The sequence below is a fragment of the Marinobacter fuscus genome, assembly GCF_003007675.1.
Taxonomy (GTDB): domain Bacteria; phylum Pseudomonadota; class Gammaproteobacteria; order Pseudomonadales; family Oleiphilaceae; genus Marinobacter; species Marinobacter fuscus.
Genome location: NZ_PXNP01000085.1, coordinates 1 through 19068 on the forward strand (window position 1 = coordinate 1; position 19068 = coordinate 19068).

Here is a 19068-nt window from a genome sequence, read left to right on the forward strand (position 1 = left end):
TTGTGTGCGGCCGAGCTTCGTCGAGTGGAGGAGTACGCAGAAACCTTCCGGCAGCGATTGGCGGACTTGAGCTGGTTTATGAAATGCCTGAATGAGCCAATTGCGAGGCAGGCCAACAAGGAAGATAAGTGCACCGGCCACTTTTATGATGGCCATCCATGGCCATCACCCCTGCGGGGCCAGCCTTCGGCTGTTCCAATTTGATCCCGTCAAATTGGTGGGAGAGTCGATTTAAATCCCAGGCTCTGGATACCGAAGAGGCACTCCTTTCCTGCATGGCCTATGTAGACCTGAACCCCATCCGGGCCGCCATGGCGGAGACGCCAGAAACCTCCGAACACACCAGCATCAAGGAGCGAATTCATCCCACCTTTGATCTGGCAGGAGCCATTGCCCGGCAAACAGAACAGCAGGCACTGAATGAGTTTTCGGTACCGTTAAAACCACTACTGGGTTTTGAAGGCGTCATTCGAAACGGCTTCCAGCGAGGCATCCTGTTCAGCTTTGAAGATTACCTGGAACTGGTGGATTGCACCGGGCGCATCAGCCGGAGCGACAAACGTGGCTGTATTGACGAAAGCGCGCTGCCGATTCTGGAACGGCTGAATCTGGACCCGGAACGATGGTGCCACCGGGCGACTGCCTTTGAAGATAGCTATCAGGATTACCGAAATCCTGGACGGCGACGACAAGCGGCTTAGACAACCACCCCCAATTACTCCAATCCCTTTATCGGTGTTCCCGCCGAGAATTTCGCTCGCCTGAAATCGGCAGATTTCCAGAATTCACGGTGGAAGGTCGCCGCTGCTTTGTCATAACCGCGAAACAGACGCAATAAAACCGAGGGCCGGAAACGGCAAAGGCCCGGGGGCGAAACCTCCGGGCCTTTGGGGATCTGGTCAGGCTAGTGCCTGTCCATGATCAGTTATGTCCATGATCAATCACTAGTGCCGATCAATCACTAGTGCCTGTCCATCATGGTGTCGCTTTGGGGATCAGGTCAGGCTAGTGCCTGTCCATGATCATTCTGTTTGGCAAAGGCCCGGGGGCGAAACCTCCGAGCCTTTGGGGATCTGGTCAGGCTAGTGCCTGTCCATGATCATTCTGTTTGTCCATGATCATTCTGTGAGTGCCTGTCCATAATCAGTCTTGATCAGTCTCCATGATCAGTCGATGCGCCCCAAAACGTCACATCATGACCAATAGTGCGCAAAAAATCGCAGACAGGCCAGCTCCGATAAGCACCAAGCGCCTCCTTCAAACCAAGCGGAGCCACAAAATACAGCACTTTTAGAATACTGGCACACACCATGCATATACCTAATAACCTGCAACGCGGGCTAACCTTCGAAAATGCTGTGATGCTGACTGGAGAACATGAAATGAAGAAAAATACGCAACAGGGTTTTACTCTGATCGAATTGATGATCGTAATCGCCATCATTGGCATACTGGCAGCCGTAGCACTGCCGGCATATCGCACCTATACCCAAGACGCCGCTAACACTGGATGTCTCAACGAAGCCAGAGCCTACATGGGATCTGCTGTTTCAGAACTCGCAATGGGAAGAGCTGCACCTGCTTATACTCCAAGCGCTTGTGCTTCAATCTCCGGTGTGCCGACGGTCGCAAACTACAACGCCGAGGACGACATTACCTTTACGGTTACCTCTCGCGGAACAAAAAACACTACTTGTAACGCCGCAAGCGCATCTTGCTCTATCATCCCATAAAGTATCGCTCTGCGTTGATAACCTGAAGTATCAAACCGGGCAGAAAAACAATCAGAAATCAGTGACCTATTATGTCACTGATTTCTGATTTAAAGCAAAACACTCAAATCGCTGCGCCCAACCGAATTCTGATTAGCGCTTTTCAAAACAGCCAACCACGCCTACACTAAACACGTAAAGTGAATTAACATCTCATTGCCGATCTTCGGAAAATCAAAACCTTCCCAGAGCACCTATGGCAACCAGCAACCGCAACGTAACCCTCACAGGCCTGGCGCGCCGTTTTGTGGATGACGGCCTTCTGGACGAAGAAGCCGCCAAAGATGCCTTTATTCAGGCTTCGCAGAATCGCATCCCTCTGATCACCTACCTTACCCAGAATCAGCTGGCAGACAGCTCCAAACTGGCTTTCTCGGCCGCCATGGAGTTCGGGGTTTCGGTGCTGAATCTGGATGCCATCGCCACTGAAACCATGCCGGAGAAGGTGGTAGACGAAAAGCTGATTCGCAAGCACAACGCTCTGCCGCTGTACAAGCGCGGCAACCGGCTGTTTATCGCGGTTTCAGACCCCACCAATATTCAGGCGCTGGATGAGATCAAGTTCAACACCGGCCTGAGCACAGACGCCATTCTGGTAGACGACGCCAAACTGCACGCCGCCATAGACAAATACCTGGAATCCCAGGACACCACCATGGGCGACCTGGAAGATGCAGACCTTGATGGCGTGGAAACCGAGGGCGGTGACCAGGATGAAGAGGGTGCCACGGGCTCAACAGACGTTGATGATGCGCCCATTGTAAAATACGTCAACAAGATGCTGCTGGATGCCATTCGTGGCGGTGCTTCTGATGTTCACTTTGAGCCCTACGAAAAAACCTACAGGGTTCGCTACCGCACAGACGGCATTCTGAAGGAAGTTTCCCGGCCTTCCATCAAACTGGCGCCGAAGATTTCCGCCCGGGTCAAGATTATGGCGCAGCTGGATATCTCTGAGCGCCGGGTACCCCAGGATGGCCGGATCAAGATGAAGCTTTCGAAAACCAAAGCCATCGACTTCCGGGTGAACACCCTGCCTACGCTCTGGGGCGAAAAGATTGTGTTGCGGATTCTGGACCCCAGCCAGGCAAAACTGGGTATTGATGTGCTGGGCTACGAAGAAGACCAGAAACAAATGTATCTGGGCGCCCTGGCCCAGCCCCAGGGCATGATTCTGGTAACCGGCCCGACAGGTTCCGGCAAAACGGTGTCACTCTATACCGGCCTGAACATTCTGAACACCACGGATATTAACATCTCCACCGCGGAAGACCCGGCCGAGATCAACCTGGAAGGTATCAACCAGGTGAACGTAAACAACCGGGTGGGCCTTGGCTTTGCAGAAGCCCTGCGGGCCTTCCTGCGGCAAGATCCGGATGTGATCATGGTGGGGGAGATCCGGGACCTGGAAACCGCCAATATTGCCATCAAGGCGGCCCAGACAGGCCACCTGGTGCTTTCCACCCTGCACACCAACAGTGCCGCCGAAACCCTGACCCGGATGATGAACATGGGGGTGCCGGCCTTCAATATTGCCACTTCGGTCAGCCTGATTATTGCCCAGCGGCTGGCCCGGCGTTTGTGCAGCAGTTGCAAACAAAAAATAACCATACCCAATGACGTGCTTTTGAAGGAAGGGTTCACACAGGAACAAATTGATACCGGTTTCACGTTGTACCGGCCCAAGGGCTGTGATAAATGCACTAATGGGTATAAGGGCCGCGTGGGCATGTACGAGGTGGTCAGGATTACCGAGGCGCTGGCCAGCATGATTATGGAAGAGGCCAGTTCGATAAAAATTGCGAAGCAGGCTCAGGCAGAAGGCTTCCGCAACCTGAGGCAGTCCGCGCTGCTGAAAGTCATTCAAGGTATAACCAGCCTGGAAGAAGCCAACCGTGTGACGAAGGATTAACCATGGCAGAGAAAGCGCAGAAGTTGGAGTCTTACGTCTGGGAAGGCAAAGACCGTAAGGGCAACAAGACCAAAGGCGAGCTGAATGGAGCCAACCTGGCACTGGTAAAGGCGCAGTTACGCAAGCAGGGCATTATTCCCGACAAGGTAAAGAAAAAACCCAAGCCCTTGTTTGGTGGCAGCAAGAAAATCACCCCCTTTGATATTGCCATGCTCACACGCCAGCTGGCCACCATGATGAAGGCCGGGGTACCATTGGTACAAAGCTTCGATATTGTGGCCGACGGCCTGGAGAACAAGGGGCTGCAGGAGCTGGTCATGACGATACGGAATGACATTGCTTCCGGTGTTGGTTTTGCCACTGCCCTGCGCAAGCACCCCCGGCATTTCGATGAACTCTACTGCAACCTGGTGGACTCTGGCGAAAAGGCTGGCGCCTTGGAAGAAATGCTGGCCCGAATTGCCACCTATCTTGAGAAAACAGAACTGCTCAAGAAGAAAGTAAAAAAGGCGATGACCTACCCGGCTGCGGTAATCGTAGTTGCGATTATCGTAACGGGCATACTGCTGGTAAAGGTCGTACCCCAGTTTGAGGACCTTTTCTCAGGATTCGGCGCCGAACTCCCCGTTTTCACCCAACTGGTCATAAGAATATCCGAGTGGCTGCAAAGCTGGTGGTTTGTGGTATTACTGGGGATTATTGGTAGCGTCTACCTGTTTAAGGAGTTCAAGCATCGATCACGAAAATTCTCGGATGCAGTGGACAAATACATACTCAAGCTACCGGTTGTCGGGGAGATTCTGGACAAGTCTGCCGTGGCCAAGTTTGGCCGGGTACTCTCCACCACCTTTGCGGCGGGCGTGCCCCTGGTGGATGCTCTGGACTCGGTCGCCGGGGCTACCGGCAATGCGGTGTACCGGGATGCCATCATGAACATCAAGAACGATGTGTCCAGCGGTACCCAGTTGCAGGCCACCATGAAGCAGCAGGATATATTTCCGGTAATGGCTGTGCAGTTAACCGCCATTGGCGAGGAATCCGGCAACCTGGATGAAATGCTGGAGAAGGTTGCCATACATTACGAAAGCATGGTTGACGATATGGTGGACAACCTGACCACCCTGATGGAACCCATGATTATGGCTGTACTGGGCGTTCTGGTAGGAGGGTTGATCGTCGCAATGTATTTGCCAATCTTCCAGATCGGCTCTGTAATCGGCTAATCACCTACCTCGACGTTACGGTTTTCGAAGCCCCTCCCGCCACACCCACGGAGGGGCCTAAACCGCCCCAACCTCCACCGCAAAACCAACCGAGCAACTCAATGCCCACACTAGAAATCTTCCTCTCAACCCCCTGGCTGCTCTACACCTCCGTTACCCTCGTTTCCCTCTGCATAGGCAGTTTCCTGAATGTGGTTATCCTGCGCCTGCCGAAGATGATGCAACAGGAATGGCGCTGCCAGTGCGAGGAGTTTCTGGAAGTACCGGAAGGGGACCGCACCGAGGACTCACCGGTAACCCTCTCAAAGCCTGCGTCTACCTGCCCCTCTTGCGGGCACCGGATTCGGGCCTGGGAGAATATTCCTGTGGTGAGCTGGTTAGTGCTCGGGGGCAAATGCTCTTCTTGCAAAACGAACATTTCTCCCCGCTATCCGGTCATTGAAGCGCTAACGGCCGCGTCTTCAGTGGTCACTGTTATGCTGCTGGGGCCAACGGAAGCCGCCTTATGGGCTTTGTTGCTGGTGTGGGCATTGATCGCTCTGACCATGATCGATTTCGATACTCAGCTGCTGCCAGACAACATTACCCTGCCGCTGATGTGGCTTGGCCTTGTGCTGAATTACTTCGGCGTGTTGACGGATTTTTCCAGTGCATTCTGGGGTGCTGTTGCCGGGTACCTGTCGCTCTGGAGTGTGTACTGGCTGTTCAAGCTGGCCACTGGCAAGGAAGGCATGGGGCATGGGGATTTCAAGCTGCTGGCGGCGCTTGGGGCCTGGCTGGGGTGGCAATTGTTGCCGGCGATTATTTTGTTGTCTTCGCTGGTGGGGGCTGTGGTTGGGATTGGTTTAATGGTGTTTCGTAAGCATGGGCGTGAGGTGCCGATTCCGTTTGGGCCGTATCTGGCGGCGGCGGGGTTGTTGGCGCTTTGGTTTGGGGGGGAGATTCAGGCGGTTTGGTTTGGGTACCTGGGTGGGGGTATCTGAGATGGCTGAGGTGGTGCCATTGGGGTCTGACAGCAAACGCCAGGCTCAAACCTCGCCTTCGATCGTGGGGCTTACCGGGGGGATTGGGTCTGGTAAGTCTTCGGTGGCGCGGTTGTTTGGGGCGCTGGGGGTGCATTGGGTGGATGCGGATGATGTGGCCCGGGAGGTGGTGGAGCCGGGTACGGAGGGGCTTGCGGCGATTGTGGCGCATTTTGGTGCTGGGGTGTTGCAGGCCGATGGCGGGTTGGATCGGGCGGCGTTGCGGCAGCGGGTGTTTGCGGATGAATCTGAGCGGCGCTGGCTGGAGCAGCTATTGCACCCGGTTATCCGGCAGGAGCTGATTCGCCAGCTGGCGCCGGAGGGCTATGCCCTGCCTTATGTGATTATGGTTTCTCCCCTGCTTCTGGAAACCGATCAGCATCAGCTAGCGGAGCGCGTGGTGGTGGTGGATGTTCCGGAGGAGACCCAGATTGTCCGTACCATGGCGCGGGATAACAATACCCGGGAGCAAGTGGAGCGCATTCTGGCGGCGCAGATGGCGCGGCAGGAGCGGTGCAGCAAGGCCGATGTGGTGATTGATAATACACAGTCCCTCGATGACGTTGCCGTGGTTGTCAGCCAGTTGCACCAGAATTTCATGTCACAGTTCAGCCCGGGGGCGTGATCTGAACACACGAAAGCCCCTGGGGTTTCTATCGGGTGGTGCTCGCTGCTTGCCCGGGCCTTCCTGGCTTTGCGGCCTTGTTCCGGCACTGTTTGCCGCCCTGCTTCTGTTTACCGGCCCCGCACAGAGTGCAGAGCCGGTGTTCCGCATCAAGGATATGTCGGCGGCGTCTGTGCTGGCGCCGGAAAAGTTGCCGATAACCTTCTACAACTTTCAGCCAGACGAATTCTGGGCAGAGCCGGAAGATTCCTGGTGGATGGAGTTCAGTACCTGGGTAATTCATCAGGAGCGGCGCCACGGTCCTACGGTTCAGTCGTTTGGTGCCTGGGCCGATCAAACCGTGTCGGGTTCATCTACGGCGCTGCCAGCCAACCAGAGTTACCTGCGGCTGGGCTTTGCGGCCGAGTCTGAATACAGCGATCTGGCCCAGTTTGAGCCGGAAATGCGGTTTCGGCTGGATGTGCCAACCGCCGAGAAAAAGCTGCGCCTGGTGGTGGAGAGTGAAAGCGAAGAACTGGTGCCCCTGGCGGAGCGTGAGCGGGACCGGCAACTGACAGAGCCGGAGCGCACAGACACCAACACCACCGGTGCCCTGCGGTTTTTAACCGCCATTGGCGATGCCATTAACCTGTCTACGGATATCGGTGGCCGCTTGCGCCTGCCACCGGAGCTGTTCTGGCGCACCACCGCCCAGAAACGCTGGGAGGCCGGCAACAACTGGAATCTACAGGCGAAACAGCGGCTCTACTATTATCACACCAAAGGCTACGGCGGCCGCACCTGGTTTGGGGCGGGCAGGCCGTTTGTTGATGGTTGGTACTATTCGAACACTACAGAACTGGAATGGATTCACCGGCAGCGCCGGTTTGAACTGGCCCATATTCACAGCCTGCGCAAACGGCTGGACGATCGCTCGGTGCTTACGCCCCGGTTGGGCGTTTTGGGCGAGAGCAAGCCCTCGTGGCGCACCACGGCCTATTTTGTCGACCTGACCTGGCGCTATCGGATGTATGATGACTGGCTGTATGCGGAACTGATTCCGGCGCTGGAGTTCCCAAGGGATCGCAGTTTCGGCGATCAGCCTTCGTTTATTTTCCGGATAGAAATGTATTTCTCCGGCACCATCGACCGTCGCTAACGCCGTTCGCAAGGCAACGATACTTTTTATACAAGTGCCAAACGCAATACCAACCAACACAGACATTATGACCAGACCAAAACACAAGAGCCGCCCGGCGGCGGAGGCGCTTACCCTTACGCCGGTTGCCATTACCCGCTCCTGTTTCAAAGACAAGTTCGGCGTGCCCCGCCAGCCCGGGCTTACCCGCCATGCCCACGGCGAGCTGGTTATCCAGAGCCCGTTCGACCGGGAAGACGCGTTCCGGGGGCTGGAGTCGGCCAGTCATCTTTGGCTGGTGTTTCAGTTTCACGAGGCGGTGCGGGCGGAATGGCGGCCGGTGGTGCGGCCGCCACGGCTGGGGGGCAACCAGAAGATGGGCGTGTTTGCCAGCCGCTCGCCGTTCCGGCCCAACAGCCTGGGCTTGTCGGTGGTGGAAAACGAAGGGCTGGCCAGAAAAGGCGGGCAACTGGTATTGCGCATTCGCAATCACGATCTCATTGAAGGCACGCCGATTCTGGATATCAAACCCTATCTGCCGTTTTCCGATTCCGTGCCGGAGGCGTCTCTGGGCTGGGCGGATTCCGCCCCCACCGAGCGGCTGGCGGTGGTGTTCAGCGAACACGCCAACGCACAGTTGCAGGCGCTGCCGCCCGCCGACTACCCGGATATCCGCGCGCTGATTGAAGATGTACTGGCCTACGACCCCCGGCCCTCGTTCCGCCGGGGCCGGGATGAAGACCGCACCTACGGCGCCAATCTGTACGATCTGAATGTGCGCTTTCGCTTTCACCACTTTGGCCAGGGGTTGCGTGTGGAAGTGCTGTCGGTCTGATAAACTCCTCCGTGCCGCACGGTGAATTGGTCTTTGACACAGGGAATAGGTGCCTTGCCTGCAAATCGGTTGTTCAAACGTCTGGGCTTGCGCCCGCTGGCTTTGCGCCTGCTGGGCTGGGTGCTGCTCTATAGTCTGGTACTGTCGCTGGTGGCGACGGGCGTGCAGATGATTGGCGAGGTGGAACGGCAGAAAACCGACCTGCGCAACAACCAGGAGCGCACCGCCGGGCTGATTGCCGGTGGCATGGCCAGCAACCTGTGGGTGATGAACTTCAGCGAGGCGGCCAACAGCCTGGACGACATGCGCACCCTGCCCTTTATCTCCTACGCCTATCTGAACACCACCACCGGCGAGCAGTTTTCCACCGGCACCTACCCCGAGGGCCGGGTGATCGCCCAGACCTTCCCGCTGGAGTTCAACCGTTCCACCTTTACCAAACCGGAACTGGTGGGTCAGCTCACCATTGTAACCTCCATAGACCAGCTCTATGAGGATTTGCTGGACCGGGCACTGGTGAACCTGCTGTTCCAGTCGATGATTGTGATGCTGGGTACTCTGGGGCTGGTGCTGATTGTGCGCCTTACCCTGTCCCGGCACCTGGAGGCCATGGCCGATTACGCCACCCGGCTGAACCTGGACGCGCTGATGGAGCCCTTGCAGCTGCGCCGCCGTAAACCGGCGGTGCCGGATGAGCTGTCGGAGCTGGAGCAGGCGCTGAACAAGATGCGGCTACAGATTCTGGAAGACACCCGCTCGCTCCGGCACGACCACAAACAAACCCAGGGCGAGCGCGACGATGCGGTGCGGGCCAACCGCGCCAAGAACCAGTTTCTGGCCAATGTCAGCCATGAATTGCGCATTCCCCTGCAATCGGTGCTGGGCTACGCCAACCTGCTGTCGGATACCCCGCTGGATCAGGAGCAGAAGGAGTATGTACACACTCTGCTCAATGCCTCAGAAAGCCTGTCTTCCATCATCAACGATTTGTTGGACATCTCCAGCATAGAAGCAGGCCGACTGGATCTGGAGCGTATTCCGTTCAATCTGCGGGAAGTGGTGAACGATCTGGTTCACATGCTGGGCTCCAGAGCCCGGGAGAAGGGGCTGGCGCTGGAAGTACGCATTGATGAGAACCTGCCCTGGGCACTCCGGGCGGACCCGGTACGCATTCGCCAGATTCTTCTGAACCTGGTCTCCAACGCCATCAAGTTTACCGATTCTGGCCATGTGCTGATCAGCATTGAGGTGCTGGGCCGCCGCAAAGGGGGCGTTCGGCTGCGAATGGCCGTGGAGGATACCGGTGTGGGTATCAACCCGGATGAGATTCCGCTGGTGTACGAGCCTTACATGCAGCTGGGGCAACAGTTTCAGCGCCAGTTGCCGGGCGCGGGCCTTGGCCTGACCATTTGCCAGCAGCTGGTGAATCTGATGGGCGGCTCAATGGATATCGAAAGCCGTACCGGTGAAGGCTCCACCTTCTGGTTGGACCTGGTTCTGGAAGAGGCCAGCGAAGGCGCGGCCATGATTCGGCCAGACTCCCGGGAAGTGCGCGGGCGCAGGATTCTGGTGGTGGATTCCTACGAGTTGTCCCGCAAGATCACCCTGGAGATGTTGTCTCGCTACGACGTGCATATTGAAGCCGTGCGCTCGGCCGCCGAGGCGCTGGGTAGCCTGCGCCAGGCCTTCGACAATGGCAGCGCCTACGATGCCACCATTCTGGACGGGTTTGTGCCCGATATGGACGTGGATCTGCTGTGCCGGCAGATTCGCAGTAACCCGCAGTGGGCCGGTATGCGCCTGTTGATTCTGTCGTCCAACCCCCAGCGGGGCGATGCCGAGCACTTCCGCCAGTCCGGCGCTGATGCCTTTTTGAGTAAATCGCTGCGGGAGTCTTACCTGATTCCTATTCTGAACCAACTGTTCTCAAGCGATGTCTATCAGGAGCGCCGGTTCCTCACCCGGTTTTCGCTGAAAACCCTGGACGACACCGACAACCGCAAGCCGGAGCTGGCCTGCGGGCGAATGCGGGTGTTGCTGGTGGAAGACAACCCGGTAAACCGCACGCTTACCCGGCGTTTGCTGGAAAAGCTGGGCTGCGAGGTGATGACCGCCAACGACGGCCAAGCCGCCTGCACCCTGTGGCAGTGGCATCCGTTTGATGTGATTTTTATGGATTGCCTGATGCCCAGAATGGACGGTTTTGAAGCCACCCGGCAGCTGCGCCAGTGGGAAATCACCCATGGCCGCGCGCCCACTCCGGTGGTGGCGCTAACCGCAAACGCCATGGAAGAAGACGAAGAACGTTGTCGCAAGGCGGGCATGGATTCGTTTATTGCCAAACCGGTGAGCCTTGAAATACTGCGGGCAGTGCTGGAACAATACTGCGAAGCAACGGCAGGTACGCCCTGACCACCCTCAATCACCAGCCCGGATTATAACCATGAACGTAAACTGCCCGAACTGCAAAAAGTCCGTGGAATGGAGCGAGTCTAACCCCTGGCGCCCGTTCTGTTGCGAGCGCTGCAAACTGATCGACCTGGGCGCCTGGGCCAACGAGGAATACCGGGTACCGGCTGAAACCGCATCGCCAGACGACCTGGACCAGGGCGGCGAGACCACACGCCACTGAACGCGTTGGCGGTACGGGCTTGCCTGCGCCGCAAGGGCTTAACGCCTTTTAAGTTGTGAACCCGCAATCAGGTGTTTACCATCCACGCTTATCGGCATTACCGCAACTCCAGGCCCGCGCGCCCGGAGTCTGTGTCTATCAGACAGTAAACCAAGGTGTATTCATGAAGATAACCCGCATTTCTGCTCTGGCGCTTGCCCTTGTGGCAGCACCGGTTTGGGCAAGTGATCTGGATTTCAGCCTGACCAACGATTCGGTAAAAGGCCAGGTGAACTTCTTCGGCAGCAATAACGACATACAGCTTGGTGCAGGCTACACCTACCACGAGGGCAGCCGACACATTGCCAATATCGATTTTCATGCCCAGGGCAGAACGGCCATAGGCAACCTGCCCGCCACGGCTGGCATCGGCTTGCGGGCAACCGGGTGGGATGACGACCGGCTGGACGGCGGTGCGGTCGGCATTGGTGGTTTTACTACCCTGAACGTACCCTCGGTCCCGGGCCTGTCATTTGGCGGCAGCCTGCACTACGCCCCCAGCATTCTTTCATTCGGCGATTCCGACGACATGACCAGCCTGGAGCTGCGGGGCAGCTACCGGGTGATTCGCAACGCGGAAATCTTTGCCGGTTACCGGTACGTGAACACGGAACTGGATTTGAGCGGCTCCCCGGATGTGAATCTGGACGAAGGCGTGATGGCCGGTATTAAAATTTTCTTCTAACGCCCTCTGAATAGCCGCAGTACCCGGTCTTTAGGGAAGATCGCCGGGCTGCCGGTTTCGTGCTGCCATTCACGCTCCCCCTTCGGCATTACTGTTAGGCTCTGTAAACATTTGCAAACGGATCGCCTGGCATGAAGTATTCTTCTGTTGCTCTGCTTACTCTTGGTGTTCTGCTCGCTGGCTGCGGTGGCGGCGAGAGCGCGGTGGACGGCGCCAAAGAGATTCCCAACCGGTTCGGCGACAACCAGAACGCCTTTGACGATTTCAGCTCTGGCAGTACCGGCGATTCCGGCAGTGCCAACGGCCTGGAGCCAAACCAGATTCGTGTATCGCTGGAACTTCCCCGGGCAATGGCACCCGGCGGCGAGGCAACCCGGCGCAACCTGAACATCGTAACCGCCGATGACGTGCGGGTGTATCGCACCAACACCAGCGGCCAGGTGTTCGACGATGTGGACTACCGGCAAACCCCGGCCAGCGACGGCTCCCGGGTGATTACCTTTGCCGACGGCGTACCGCTGGGCCCCGATGTGATTGTGGAGGCCCGTTACGGCAGCTATATATTGAAAGCCCTGGCTGCCGACGCAGACCGGAATGTGAAGGTGAATCCGTTTTCCCACTATCTGGTGGATCGCATTCTGTGGCAAGACTACTCCACGCTGGACTTGCAAACCGTGCAGGCCTGCGTGGATAACCCCAACTGCCTGAACAAGTATGTGTGGGGCACACTGGCAGACCAGGTGCACGATTTCGAGATTGATATTGCCACGGGCGCCAGCCTGAATCAGGCCCTGGACGCGCTGGAGGCGCGGGCCGACTTCCGGCAGTTTGTGCAGAGTATGGCCAGCTATGCCTTGCTGGATGCCGATTCCTCGGGCCGTATCAGCGCCAGTGCTGCCGACTACAATTCGGTGTTCTTCGGCCTGGAACTGGGGCAGACCTGGCGGGAATCACGGGTGTCTGGGGCCGGGCAATGGGGCGTTCGTTTTGCCCAGGAAAAACCGCTGGCCGCAGATAACGCAGCCTTCCTGTACCCGGCGTTGACCTTGACCTCATTCGATGCGTTTAACCTGAACATCACCTCTTTGGCGTCTGATATCCCCTATGGCCGCCAAACCCTGATTCATGGTTTTCACGATGTGTCCGGCACCGGCTCTCCGGAGGCTGCCTTTTTTGCCCGCAACGCCGGCGACTGGGGCCTGAATAACCATTCCAGCGCCCCCGGGGCTGCCACGCTGACCACGCAAGCTCCGGCCCGCCTGCTGGCCGGGCGTACGCTTTACCAGACCATTACCGGCCGGGAAAGCGGCGTTATCAACGGCTGGACCCGAAATCCCTACTTTCTGGATGCCTACACCTCGCAGCCCCTGAACCCTCAGGCCGGGCCGGATCGGGTTCTGGCCAGTTACTTTACTGCGGGCAAAGCCATTGCTCTGTCGGAGAGTGAAAACCAGTTAACCCGCGGCCAAACCCTTGAGGATCACTATGTATCGGTGTTCGAGCTGAACCTGCAGCGCCCGGGTGAGGCCGAAACCGACCTGGAGCCGCTGGCGGGCGAGGAATTTCACCATGTGTATCTGGCTGCCAGGTTCGGCAACGGCCAGCCTGCGGCCTTTGAATCCGGCCATGGCCAGTGGCGCCTGGGTAGCTATGGCAATCAGAGCCTGGGCGGCGAGGCCAGCCTGAACAGCTTCACCCTGGCCCGGGATGGCTCCGGTGCTACCGGCGCAAGCCGCCAGAGCACCGATACCTGGAACCTGCTGAACCGCCAGTCCCGCCTGAGCAACGGCGATCGCTATATGGGCAGGCTGGGGCTGTTCCGCACTCAGGCCGACCGTCGCCCGGCGCAGAACGACCCGAACTTCGGACAACCAGATCTGGGCATCGGCGCCACCACCCCGAACCAGAACCTACTGGCGTTCAACCTGAACGATGAGGTGCTGGGCAGCGGCCTGATGATTGCCGGTAAGAAGCTCACCCAGGGTGAGCTCAAGCCTGGCCGTTATCGCCTTCAGGGCGCGTTTGTGGGCGTAACGCCCGATGATAACCGGCTGTATCACCTTGCCGGGGCCGAGCTGCTTTTGTCTGGCGGCACGGCCCGCCTTGAGGGCAACGCCATGCTGGTGCAGCACAGTATCCGGCAGAACCGCGTTACTGCGCCTGCCGCCACCGGGCTTTCGGTGACCGCCGGTTACATCAGCAACCCCAGCGGCAGCGTCTCTATAACAGGCGCTGACATCACGTTGTCGGGCTTCTATACCGAATCCGGAGACCAGCTGTTTCTGGCAGTGCGAGACGACACCGGCCCGGAACAGCGAGCTGGGCTGTTACTGGCCACGCTGGTGGAGGAAACCCAACGCCCCTGACCCAAGCGGCAACCGGCTCGTATTACCTGTTATAATTCAGGCTATATCGATGAATACGAGGGGTTTATGACAGCCAGTTTCCGAGCGCTGATGTTCGCCGTTCCCGTGGTTGCCTTTGCACTTGGCGGTGCCTGGTACCAGCCTCCCGCCATCAACGGGCAGCTGCCAGGTGATGACGCCGGTGAAGTTCAGCTGGCAGGCCTTCCCCCCTTACCCGCCTGGGCCAATGAGCGGCTGCCGGATTTTTCCGTGTATCGCGACACCACCGAAAAAAAGGTCGCCTTCTTCTCGTTTTTGTATCCGCGCATTGTGCTGGCCAATTCCCGCATTCTTCTGGAGCGGGAATACCTTGATCATCTGGCCGGGAAAGCCCGGCTGGATGCCACCGACAAAGCCTGGCTCACCCGGCAAGGCGAGCGGTTGCGTGTAAACGCAGAAACGGGCAGTGCCGAGCAGTTCGCCCGCCTGCGCAAACGCCTGGACGTAATTCCCCCCTCACTGATCCTGGCCCAGGCTGCCAACGAATCCGCCTGGGGCACCTCCCGCTTCGCCCGAAAAGGTAACAACCTGTTCGGCCAGTGGTGCTTCACCCAGGGCTGCGGCCTGGTGCCCCAAAGCCGGGTTGAAGGTGCGGATCATGAGGTGGCAAAGTTCGCGTCGCCCTACTATTCGGTACGGTCCTACATCCAGAATCTGAATCGCCATCCGGCCTATCAGACCGTCCGGGACATCCGGCTGGCAGACCGCAAAGCACAAAACCCGCTCTCTGGCCACGAGCTGGCGGAAGGCCTGCGGGACTATTCCGAGCGCGGAGAAGAATACGTGCAGGAAATCCGCGCCATGATCCGGTATAACAATCTGGAATTTTACGACCGGGAGTTCCGGGCGCTGCTGGGTGAGCGATCCGCCGAGCAGTTCCAGCGCCTGGCCTCTGCCATGCCGGAGTCCTTGCTGCCGCCCGGCAGTGGCGGTGCCCCCGGAACACCCTTTGAAAGCTGATTCTGATAATTGAAGAGACAGGGATAGCCCCATGCTTGATTTTTTGCCCGCACCGGTCAAAGGCACTCTGGCCGCGCTGATGATTCTGTTGAACACCGTGTTGTTTCTGCCGCTGCTGCTGGCGGTGGCGCTGATCAAGCTGGTGGTTCCGGTTACCGGTTTTCGCAAAGTCTGTACGGTTATTCTGAACACCATTGCCTGGTACTGGATAGGGTTCAACAACACCCTGGTGCGGGTGCTGCACCGGGTCAAGTGGGATGTTCGCGGGGCCGAAACCCTGAGCAAAAAGCACTGGTACTTCGTTACCTGTAACCACCAGAGCTGGGCCGATATTCCCGCCATCCAGTATGTGCTGAACAGCCGCATTCCGCTGCTGAAGTTCTTCCTGAAGAAGCAGCTTATTTGGGTGCCGTTGCTGGGCGTTGCCTGGTGGGCTCTGGATTTTCCGTTTATGCACCGGCACACAAAAGAGCAGCTGGCCCGGCGCCCGGAGCTGAAGGGCAAGGACATTGCCGCCACCCAAGCGGCCTGCGAGAAGTTCCGTTATACCCCGGTTACCATTTTCAACTTTATGGAAGGCACCCGCTTCACCCCGGCCAAGCACCAGCGCCAGAACTCACCCTACAAACACCTGCTCAAACCCCGGGCCGGTGGCACCGCCTTTGTGTTTGGTGCCATGGGCGAGATGATCCACACCATGCTGGACGTAACCATTGTCTACCCCGGCGGCAGGCCGGGCATTTGGGATTACCTGTGCGGCCGGGTACGGCACATTATTATCGACATTCGCACCCGCGAGGTACCGCAGCAGTTTCTGGGCATGGACTATGAGAACGACCGGGCAATCCGGGTGGAGTTCCAGCGCTGGGTAAGCAGCTTGTGGGCCGAGAAAGACCAGCGCATTGAGGAATTAAGCCAGGGCTCCTGATACCGGAGCCCCGGGCCGTAGCAATCCGGCCCGAATCAAAGCAGCCCCAGTTCCCGGGCGCGCACGATGGCCTGGGTGCGGGATTTCACATCCAGTTTGGCGTTGATGCGCCGGGCGTGGGTTTTTACCGTGTGCAGTGAGATATGCAGCCGGTCTGCAATTTCCTGGTTCGACAGGCCACTGGCAATCAGTTCCAGAACGCCCTGCTCCCGGTCGCTGATGGGTTCTGCCAGTGCAGCTACCGGCTCCGGTGCGGCCTGGCACTGAAACAGCTCACCCAGAGCAGCCACAAAATCCGATGGCGGCAGTTGGTGAAAGCTCTTGCGAATGAGTGGGGCAAGTTCGGTCGCCAGCTCGGCAAAGGGGCTGATGAAATGCTCCTGCCCCGCTTTGGCAACCATGGTTTCCAGTTGTTTTTGGGCGGCTGGCAAGCCTTTCTCAGACTCCAGCAGCAGGGCGTCCAGTAACCCAATGTGCAATTGCAGGCCCCAGCGCATGGAGCCTTCGTGCCGCTGGATAACCTCGTCCAGGCGCTTACGCGCCCTCAGCAAGTCGCCTCTGGCGATATCTGCCCGTACCAGCAGACAATCCAGCAACCCCGGCATCATCGGAAAAAGCTCCGGCACCCGGCCCTGCTGCAGGTAGGGCTCAAGCCGCCGGATGGCCTGTTCGGCGCTGTCGAACTGCCCCTGCAGCAGCCAGCAACTGGCTTTCAGGGCATCCAGTACCGGCAGATACAGGGCTTCGTCTACCTGCCAGGCATGCATGGTTCGCTCGGCCCGGCCTATCCAGACAAACGCATCGTCCAGCCGCCCCTGGGCCCGGCACTTGAGTACCCGCAGCGCCATGGCCAGCAGCAAGCCGATATCCCGGGCCTGTTCTGCGTGCCGGGTATAGTTCACCAGTAGCCGGTCTGCCTCTTCAAGCCGCCCCTGGTGCCAGAGCACCAGTACCAAATCCAGTTGCAACCGGGTTTCGCCCACTCTGGCGGGCCGGCTGAGTTCCTGCGTGGCGGTATCCAGGCCGGTGCGCAGCAGCTGTTCGGCGTGGCGTAATGCGCCTTTGCCCAGCTCTATGCGAGCGTGAGCGTATACCGACAGGGCCTCGGAACCGGCATCTCCGGCTTCTCTGGCCAGCCTGGCAGCCGCCCGGTTGGCATCGCGGGCTTCAGCAAAGCGCCCGGCGGCACACAGGGCGCTGGAACGGACAATCTGGGTAACCAGTTGCGCCTGGGTAGAGAGGGTATTGTTGGCCAGTGCCTGTTCGGCGGTATCGAGTGCGGACTGGACATAGCCTTCACCGCGCAGGATAAAGGCTTCCAGCGCCTGAATTCTGGCCTGCTGGGCCTCCCGGTCCGCCACCGGAAAATTCTCCAGCAGTTGCCGGGCCTGGCGGAACTGGCCACCAATGGCGTGTACCCAGCCATAAACAATTCGCAACCGGGCACTTTGCTCCAGCAGTTCCGGCGGCAGGTTTTTGCGCAGCGACAACAACGAGGCGGTATCCTGCCCGAGCAGCAGGGCTTCAGTACTTTCCGAGGCAATCCGCACCACTTCATCGTGGCTGCCCGCCAGTACGGCGTATTTGAGAGCTTCAGGAATCTGCCGGCGCTGCTCAAACCACTGGCTGGCAATCAGCATTCGGGTGACGTAGCCGCCCATCACCGGAGTACTCAGCCAGGCCTGCAGCAGCGGGTTTAAACGGAACCAGCGGCCCCGGCCCGGAATGGCTTTGATGGGCAATCCGCGTTCGGCGGCTTCCGAGGGTGCCATCCCGGAATCCGCCACCGAAGGCTCCACGGCAAAAAACAGCTCGTCGCAGCAGGTGTCCAGTTCGGCCATGGCACGCAGGGATTTCACCCGGGGTGCAGACAGCGGCAGCAACACGGTGTCGCGGAGAAAGCGTTCTACCGAGGGTGTTTCGTATAGCGCGTGGCGCTCGGTGCCCAGGGCCAGCTCCCGCCGGTACAGCGCCAGCGGCGTAGGCCAGCCCTCCGTGAGGCTGTACAGGTGATCCAGCGCCACGCTGGTAATCGGGCTTTCCGAAGCCGCTGTCTGAAAAAAATCGAAGGTTTCTGTGCGGGTAAATTCCAGTGTCTCCGGGCCAAGCCGGGTGTAATTTCCCTGCAACTCCAGCGTGTGGCTTTCGAAAGGCAGCGATAGGCGCGAGGCCATGGCGACAGAGAGCCCGCCCGGCAGGTGAGTCACCAGCTGGTGTAACAGGCCAGTTACCGAGGGGTTGGTAAGGTGATGGACATTGTCGAGCACCAGCACTTCATTGCCAGCGGGCCGGTAACGGTCCCGGGCGTTCAGCATCAGGGCCAGATGATCTTCAAAGGTGCCGCCTCTGGCCGGCAGCCCTTCCGCCAGATCCATTGCCGCCGCCAGAATCGACAGGAACCGGGAAGGCGCATTATCGCCGCTGTTCAGGGATATCCAGCGAACCTGCAGGGTGGAATCCGCCGCCAGTGCCCGCACCAGGGCGTGGGTTTTGCCGTAACCGTTGGGTGCTTCAAGCTGGAGCAGGCGCCCGGGTTTCAGAGCGTTGAGAATGGTGGCATCCAGCCGGGGCCGAGGCAGATCGGCCTCAGCAATAGCAGGTACCCGCAGGCGGTGTTCGATCAGATCGCGCACCTGTTCTCCGCTCTGGAACCCGCTGTTGGCGGTCTGGAACTCGTCGTTGGCCGCACGGCCGTCTTTCAGGTTGTTCACGCACTGCCCCACTCAGAACCGACCAGGCACAAACGCCGCAATCGGACAAAAAAACGTGTAGCTATCGGACAAAAAAACGTGTAGCTATCGCCGCAATCGGCATGGCGACCTGCTTCGGGTACGCCTTTAGTATGACTATTGATTGTGAGGTTAAACGAAAGGCGGTAACGCTGCAAAAAATTGGCGGAAATAAAACGGCTTA

General features: G+C 58.5%; 15 protein-coding genes. 14 read left to right on the forward strand and 1 reads right to left on the reverse strand.

Translation table 11 applies throughout. The features are described from left to right. The first annotated feature begins 158 nt into the window (after window positions 1-158). The 14 genes from C7H09_RS11325 to C7H09_RS11390 all read left to right on the forward strand — a co-directional run bounded on the left by C7H09_RS11325 (window position 159) and on the right by C7H09_RS11390 (window position 16155). Window positions 159-701, forward strand: coding sequence for a hypothetical protein (locus tag C7H09_RS11325; protein ID WP_240616569.1), 543 nt, complete (start codon window positions 159-161; stop codon window positions 699-701). A 609-nt stretch (window positions 702-1310) separates the two neighbouring features. Further along, window positions 1311-1733: a pilin gene (locus tag C7H09_RS20415; protein ID WP_420844191.1), complete on the forward strand. Its 423-nt coding sequence runs from the start codon at window positions 1311-1313 to the stop codon at window positions 1731-1733. Between the two features lie 235 nt (window positions 1734-1968). Beyond that, on the forward strand, window positions 1969-3684 hold the full coding sequence (pilB, locus tag C7H09_RS11335) for a type IV-A pilus assembly ATPase PilB (RefSeq protein ID WP_106762650.1): 1716 nt from the start codon (window positions 1969-1971) through the stop codon (window positions 3682-3684). A 2-nt stretch (window positions 3685-3686) separates the two neighbouring features. Then, window positions 3687-4907 carry a type II secretion system F family protein gene (locus tag C7H09_RS11340; protein ID WP_106762652.1) on the forward strand — a complete coding sequence of 407 codons (1221 nt, stop codon included), beginning with the start codon at window positions 3687-3689 and terminating at the stop codon, window positions 4905-4907. Window positions 4908-5008: 101 nt separating this feature from the next. Next, window positions 5009-5890, forward strand: a complete 882-nt coding sequence (locus C7H09_RS11345; RefSeq protein ID WP_106762654.1) for a prepilin peptidase — start codon at window positions 5009-5011, stop codon at window positions 5888-5890. Window position 5891: 1 nt separating this feature from the next. After that, window positions 5892-6554: a dephospho-CoA kinase gene (gene coaE / locus C7H09_RS11350; RefSeq protein ID WP_106762656.1), complete on the forward strand. Its 663-nt coding sequence runs from the start codon at window positions 5892-5894 to the stop codon at window positions 6552-6554. A 49-nt stretch (window positions 6555-6603) separates the two neighbouring features. Beyond that, window positions 6604-7692 (forward strand): hypothetical protein, encoded by a 1089-nt coding sequence (locus C7H09_RS11355; RefSeq protein ID WP_106762659.1) that lies wholly within the window; start codon window positions 6604-6606, stop codon window positions 7690-7692. 67 nt (window positions 7693-7759) lie between these two features. Further along, complete coding sequence (tsaA, locus tag C7H09_RS11360; protein WP_106762661.1) at window positions 7760-8506, forward strand: tRNA (N6-threonylcarbamoyladenosine(37)-N6)-methyltransferase TrmO; 747 nt, start codon at window positions 7760-7762, stop codon at window positions 8504-8506. Window positions 8507-8560: 54 nt separating this feature from the next. Further along, complete coding sequence (locus C7H09_RS11365; RefSeq protein WP_106762663.1) at window positions 8561-10918, forward strand: response regulator; 2358 nt, start codon at window positions 8561-8563, stop codon at window positions 10916-10918. Window positions 10919-10949: 31 nt separating this feature from the next. Then, window positions 10950-11138 (forward strand): DNA gyrase inhibitor YacG, encoded by a 189-nt coding sequence (gene yacG / locus C7H09_RS11370; protein ID WP_106762665.1) that lies wholly within the window; start codon window positions 10950-10952, stop codon window positions 11136-11138. A gap of 163 nt (window positions 11139-11301) precedes the next feature. Then, window positions 11302-11862 (forward strand): YfaZ family outer membrane protein, encoded by a 561-nt coding sequence (locus C7H09_RS11375; protein ID WP_106762668.1) that lies wholly within the window; start codon window positions 11302-11304, stop codon window positions 11860-11862. A gap of 131 nt (window positions 11863-11993) precedes the next feature. Continuing rightward, window positions 11994-14228, forward strand: coding sequence for a hypothetical protein (locus tag C7H09_RS11380; protein ID WP_106762670.1), 2235 nt, complete (start codon window positions 11994-11996; stop codon window positions 14226-14228). 66 nt (window positions 14229-14294) lie between these two features. Then, entirely contained in the window at window positions 14295-15227 is a 933-nt protein-coding gene (locus tag C7H09_RS11385; protein WP_106762672.1) for a glucosaminidase domain-containing protein, read from the forward strand. A 31-nt stretch (window positions 15228-15258) separates the two neighbouring features. Further along, entirely contained in the window at window positions 15259-16155 is an 897-nt protein-coding gene (locus C7H09_RS11390; protein WP_106762674.1) for an acyltransferase, read from the forward strand. A 35-nt stretch (window positions 16156-16190) separates the two neighbouring features. Here C7H09_RS11390 and C7H09_RS11395 read toward each other — a convergent pair whose 3' ends face one another. Continuing rightward, the gene (locus C7H09_RS11395) at window positions 16191-18866 is read right to left on the reverse strand and encodes a LuxR C-terminal-related transcriptional regulator (protein ID WP_106762676.1); all 2676 of its coding nucleotides are present in this window, start codon (window positions 18864-18866) and stop codon (window positions 16191-16193) included. Between the last annotated feature and the right edge of the window lie 202 nt (window positions 18867-19068).

Excerpts from the sequence above, each read along its gene's own strand:
- C7H09_RS11325 (WP_240616569.1), top strand. The coding sequence starts at position 159 with ATGGCCATCACCCCTGCGGGGCCAGCCTTCGGCTGTTCCAATTTGATC.
- C7H09_RS20415 (WP_420844191.1), top strand. The coding sequence starts at position 1,311 with ATGCATATACCTAATAACCTGCAACGCGGGCTAACCTTCGAAAATGCT.
- pilB (WP_106762650.1), top strand. The coding sequence starts at position 1,969 with ATGGCAACCAGCAACCGCAACGTAACCCTCACAGGCCTGGCGCGCCGT.
- C7H09_RS11340 (WP_106762652.1), top strand. The coding sequence starts at position 3,687 with ATGGCAGAGAAAGCGCAGAAGTTGGAGTCTTACGTCTGGGAAGGCAAA.
- C7H09_RS11345 (WP_106762654.1), top strand. The coding sequence starts at position 5,009 with ATGCCCACACTAGAAATCTTCCTCTCAACCCCCTGGCTGCTCTACACC.
- coaE (WP_106762656.1), top strand. The coding sequence starts at position 5,892 with ATGGCTGAGGTGGTGCCATTGGGGTCTGACAGCAAACGCCAGGCTCAA.
- tsaA (WP_106762661.1), top strand. The coding sequence starts at position 7,760 with ATGACCAGACCAAAACACAAGAGCCGCCCGGCGGCGGAGGCGCTTACC.
- yacG (WP_106762665.1), top strand. The coding sequence starts at position 10,950 with ATGAACGTAAACTGCCCGAACTGCAAAAAGTCCGTGGAATGGAGCGAG.
- C7H09_RS11375 (WP_106762668.1), top strand. The coding sequence starts at position 11,302 with ATGAAGATAACCCGCATTTCTGCTCTGGCGCTTGCCCTTGTGGCAGCA.
- C7H09_RS11380 (WP_106762670.1), top strand. The coding sequence starts at position 11,994 with ATGAAGTATTCTTCTGTTGCTCTGCTTACTCTTGGTGTTCTGCTCGCT.
- C7H09_RS11385 (WP_106762672.1), top strand. The coding sequence starts at position 14,295 with ATGACAGCCAGTTTCCGAGCGCTGATGTTCGCCGTTCCCGTGGTTGCC.
- C7H09_RS11390 (WP_106762674.1), top strand. The coding sequence starts at position 15,259 with ATGCTTGATTTTTTGCCCGCACCGGTCAAAGGCACTCTGGCCGCGCTG.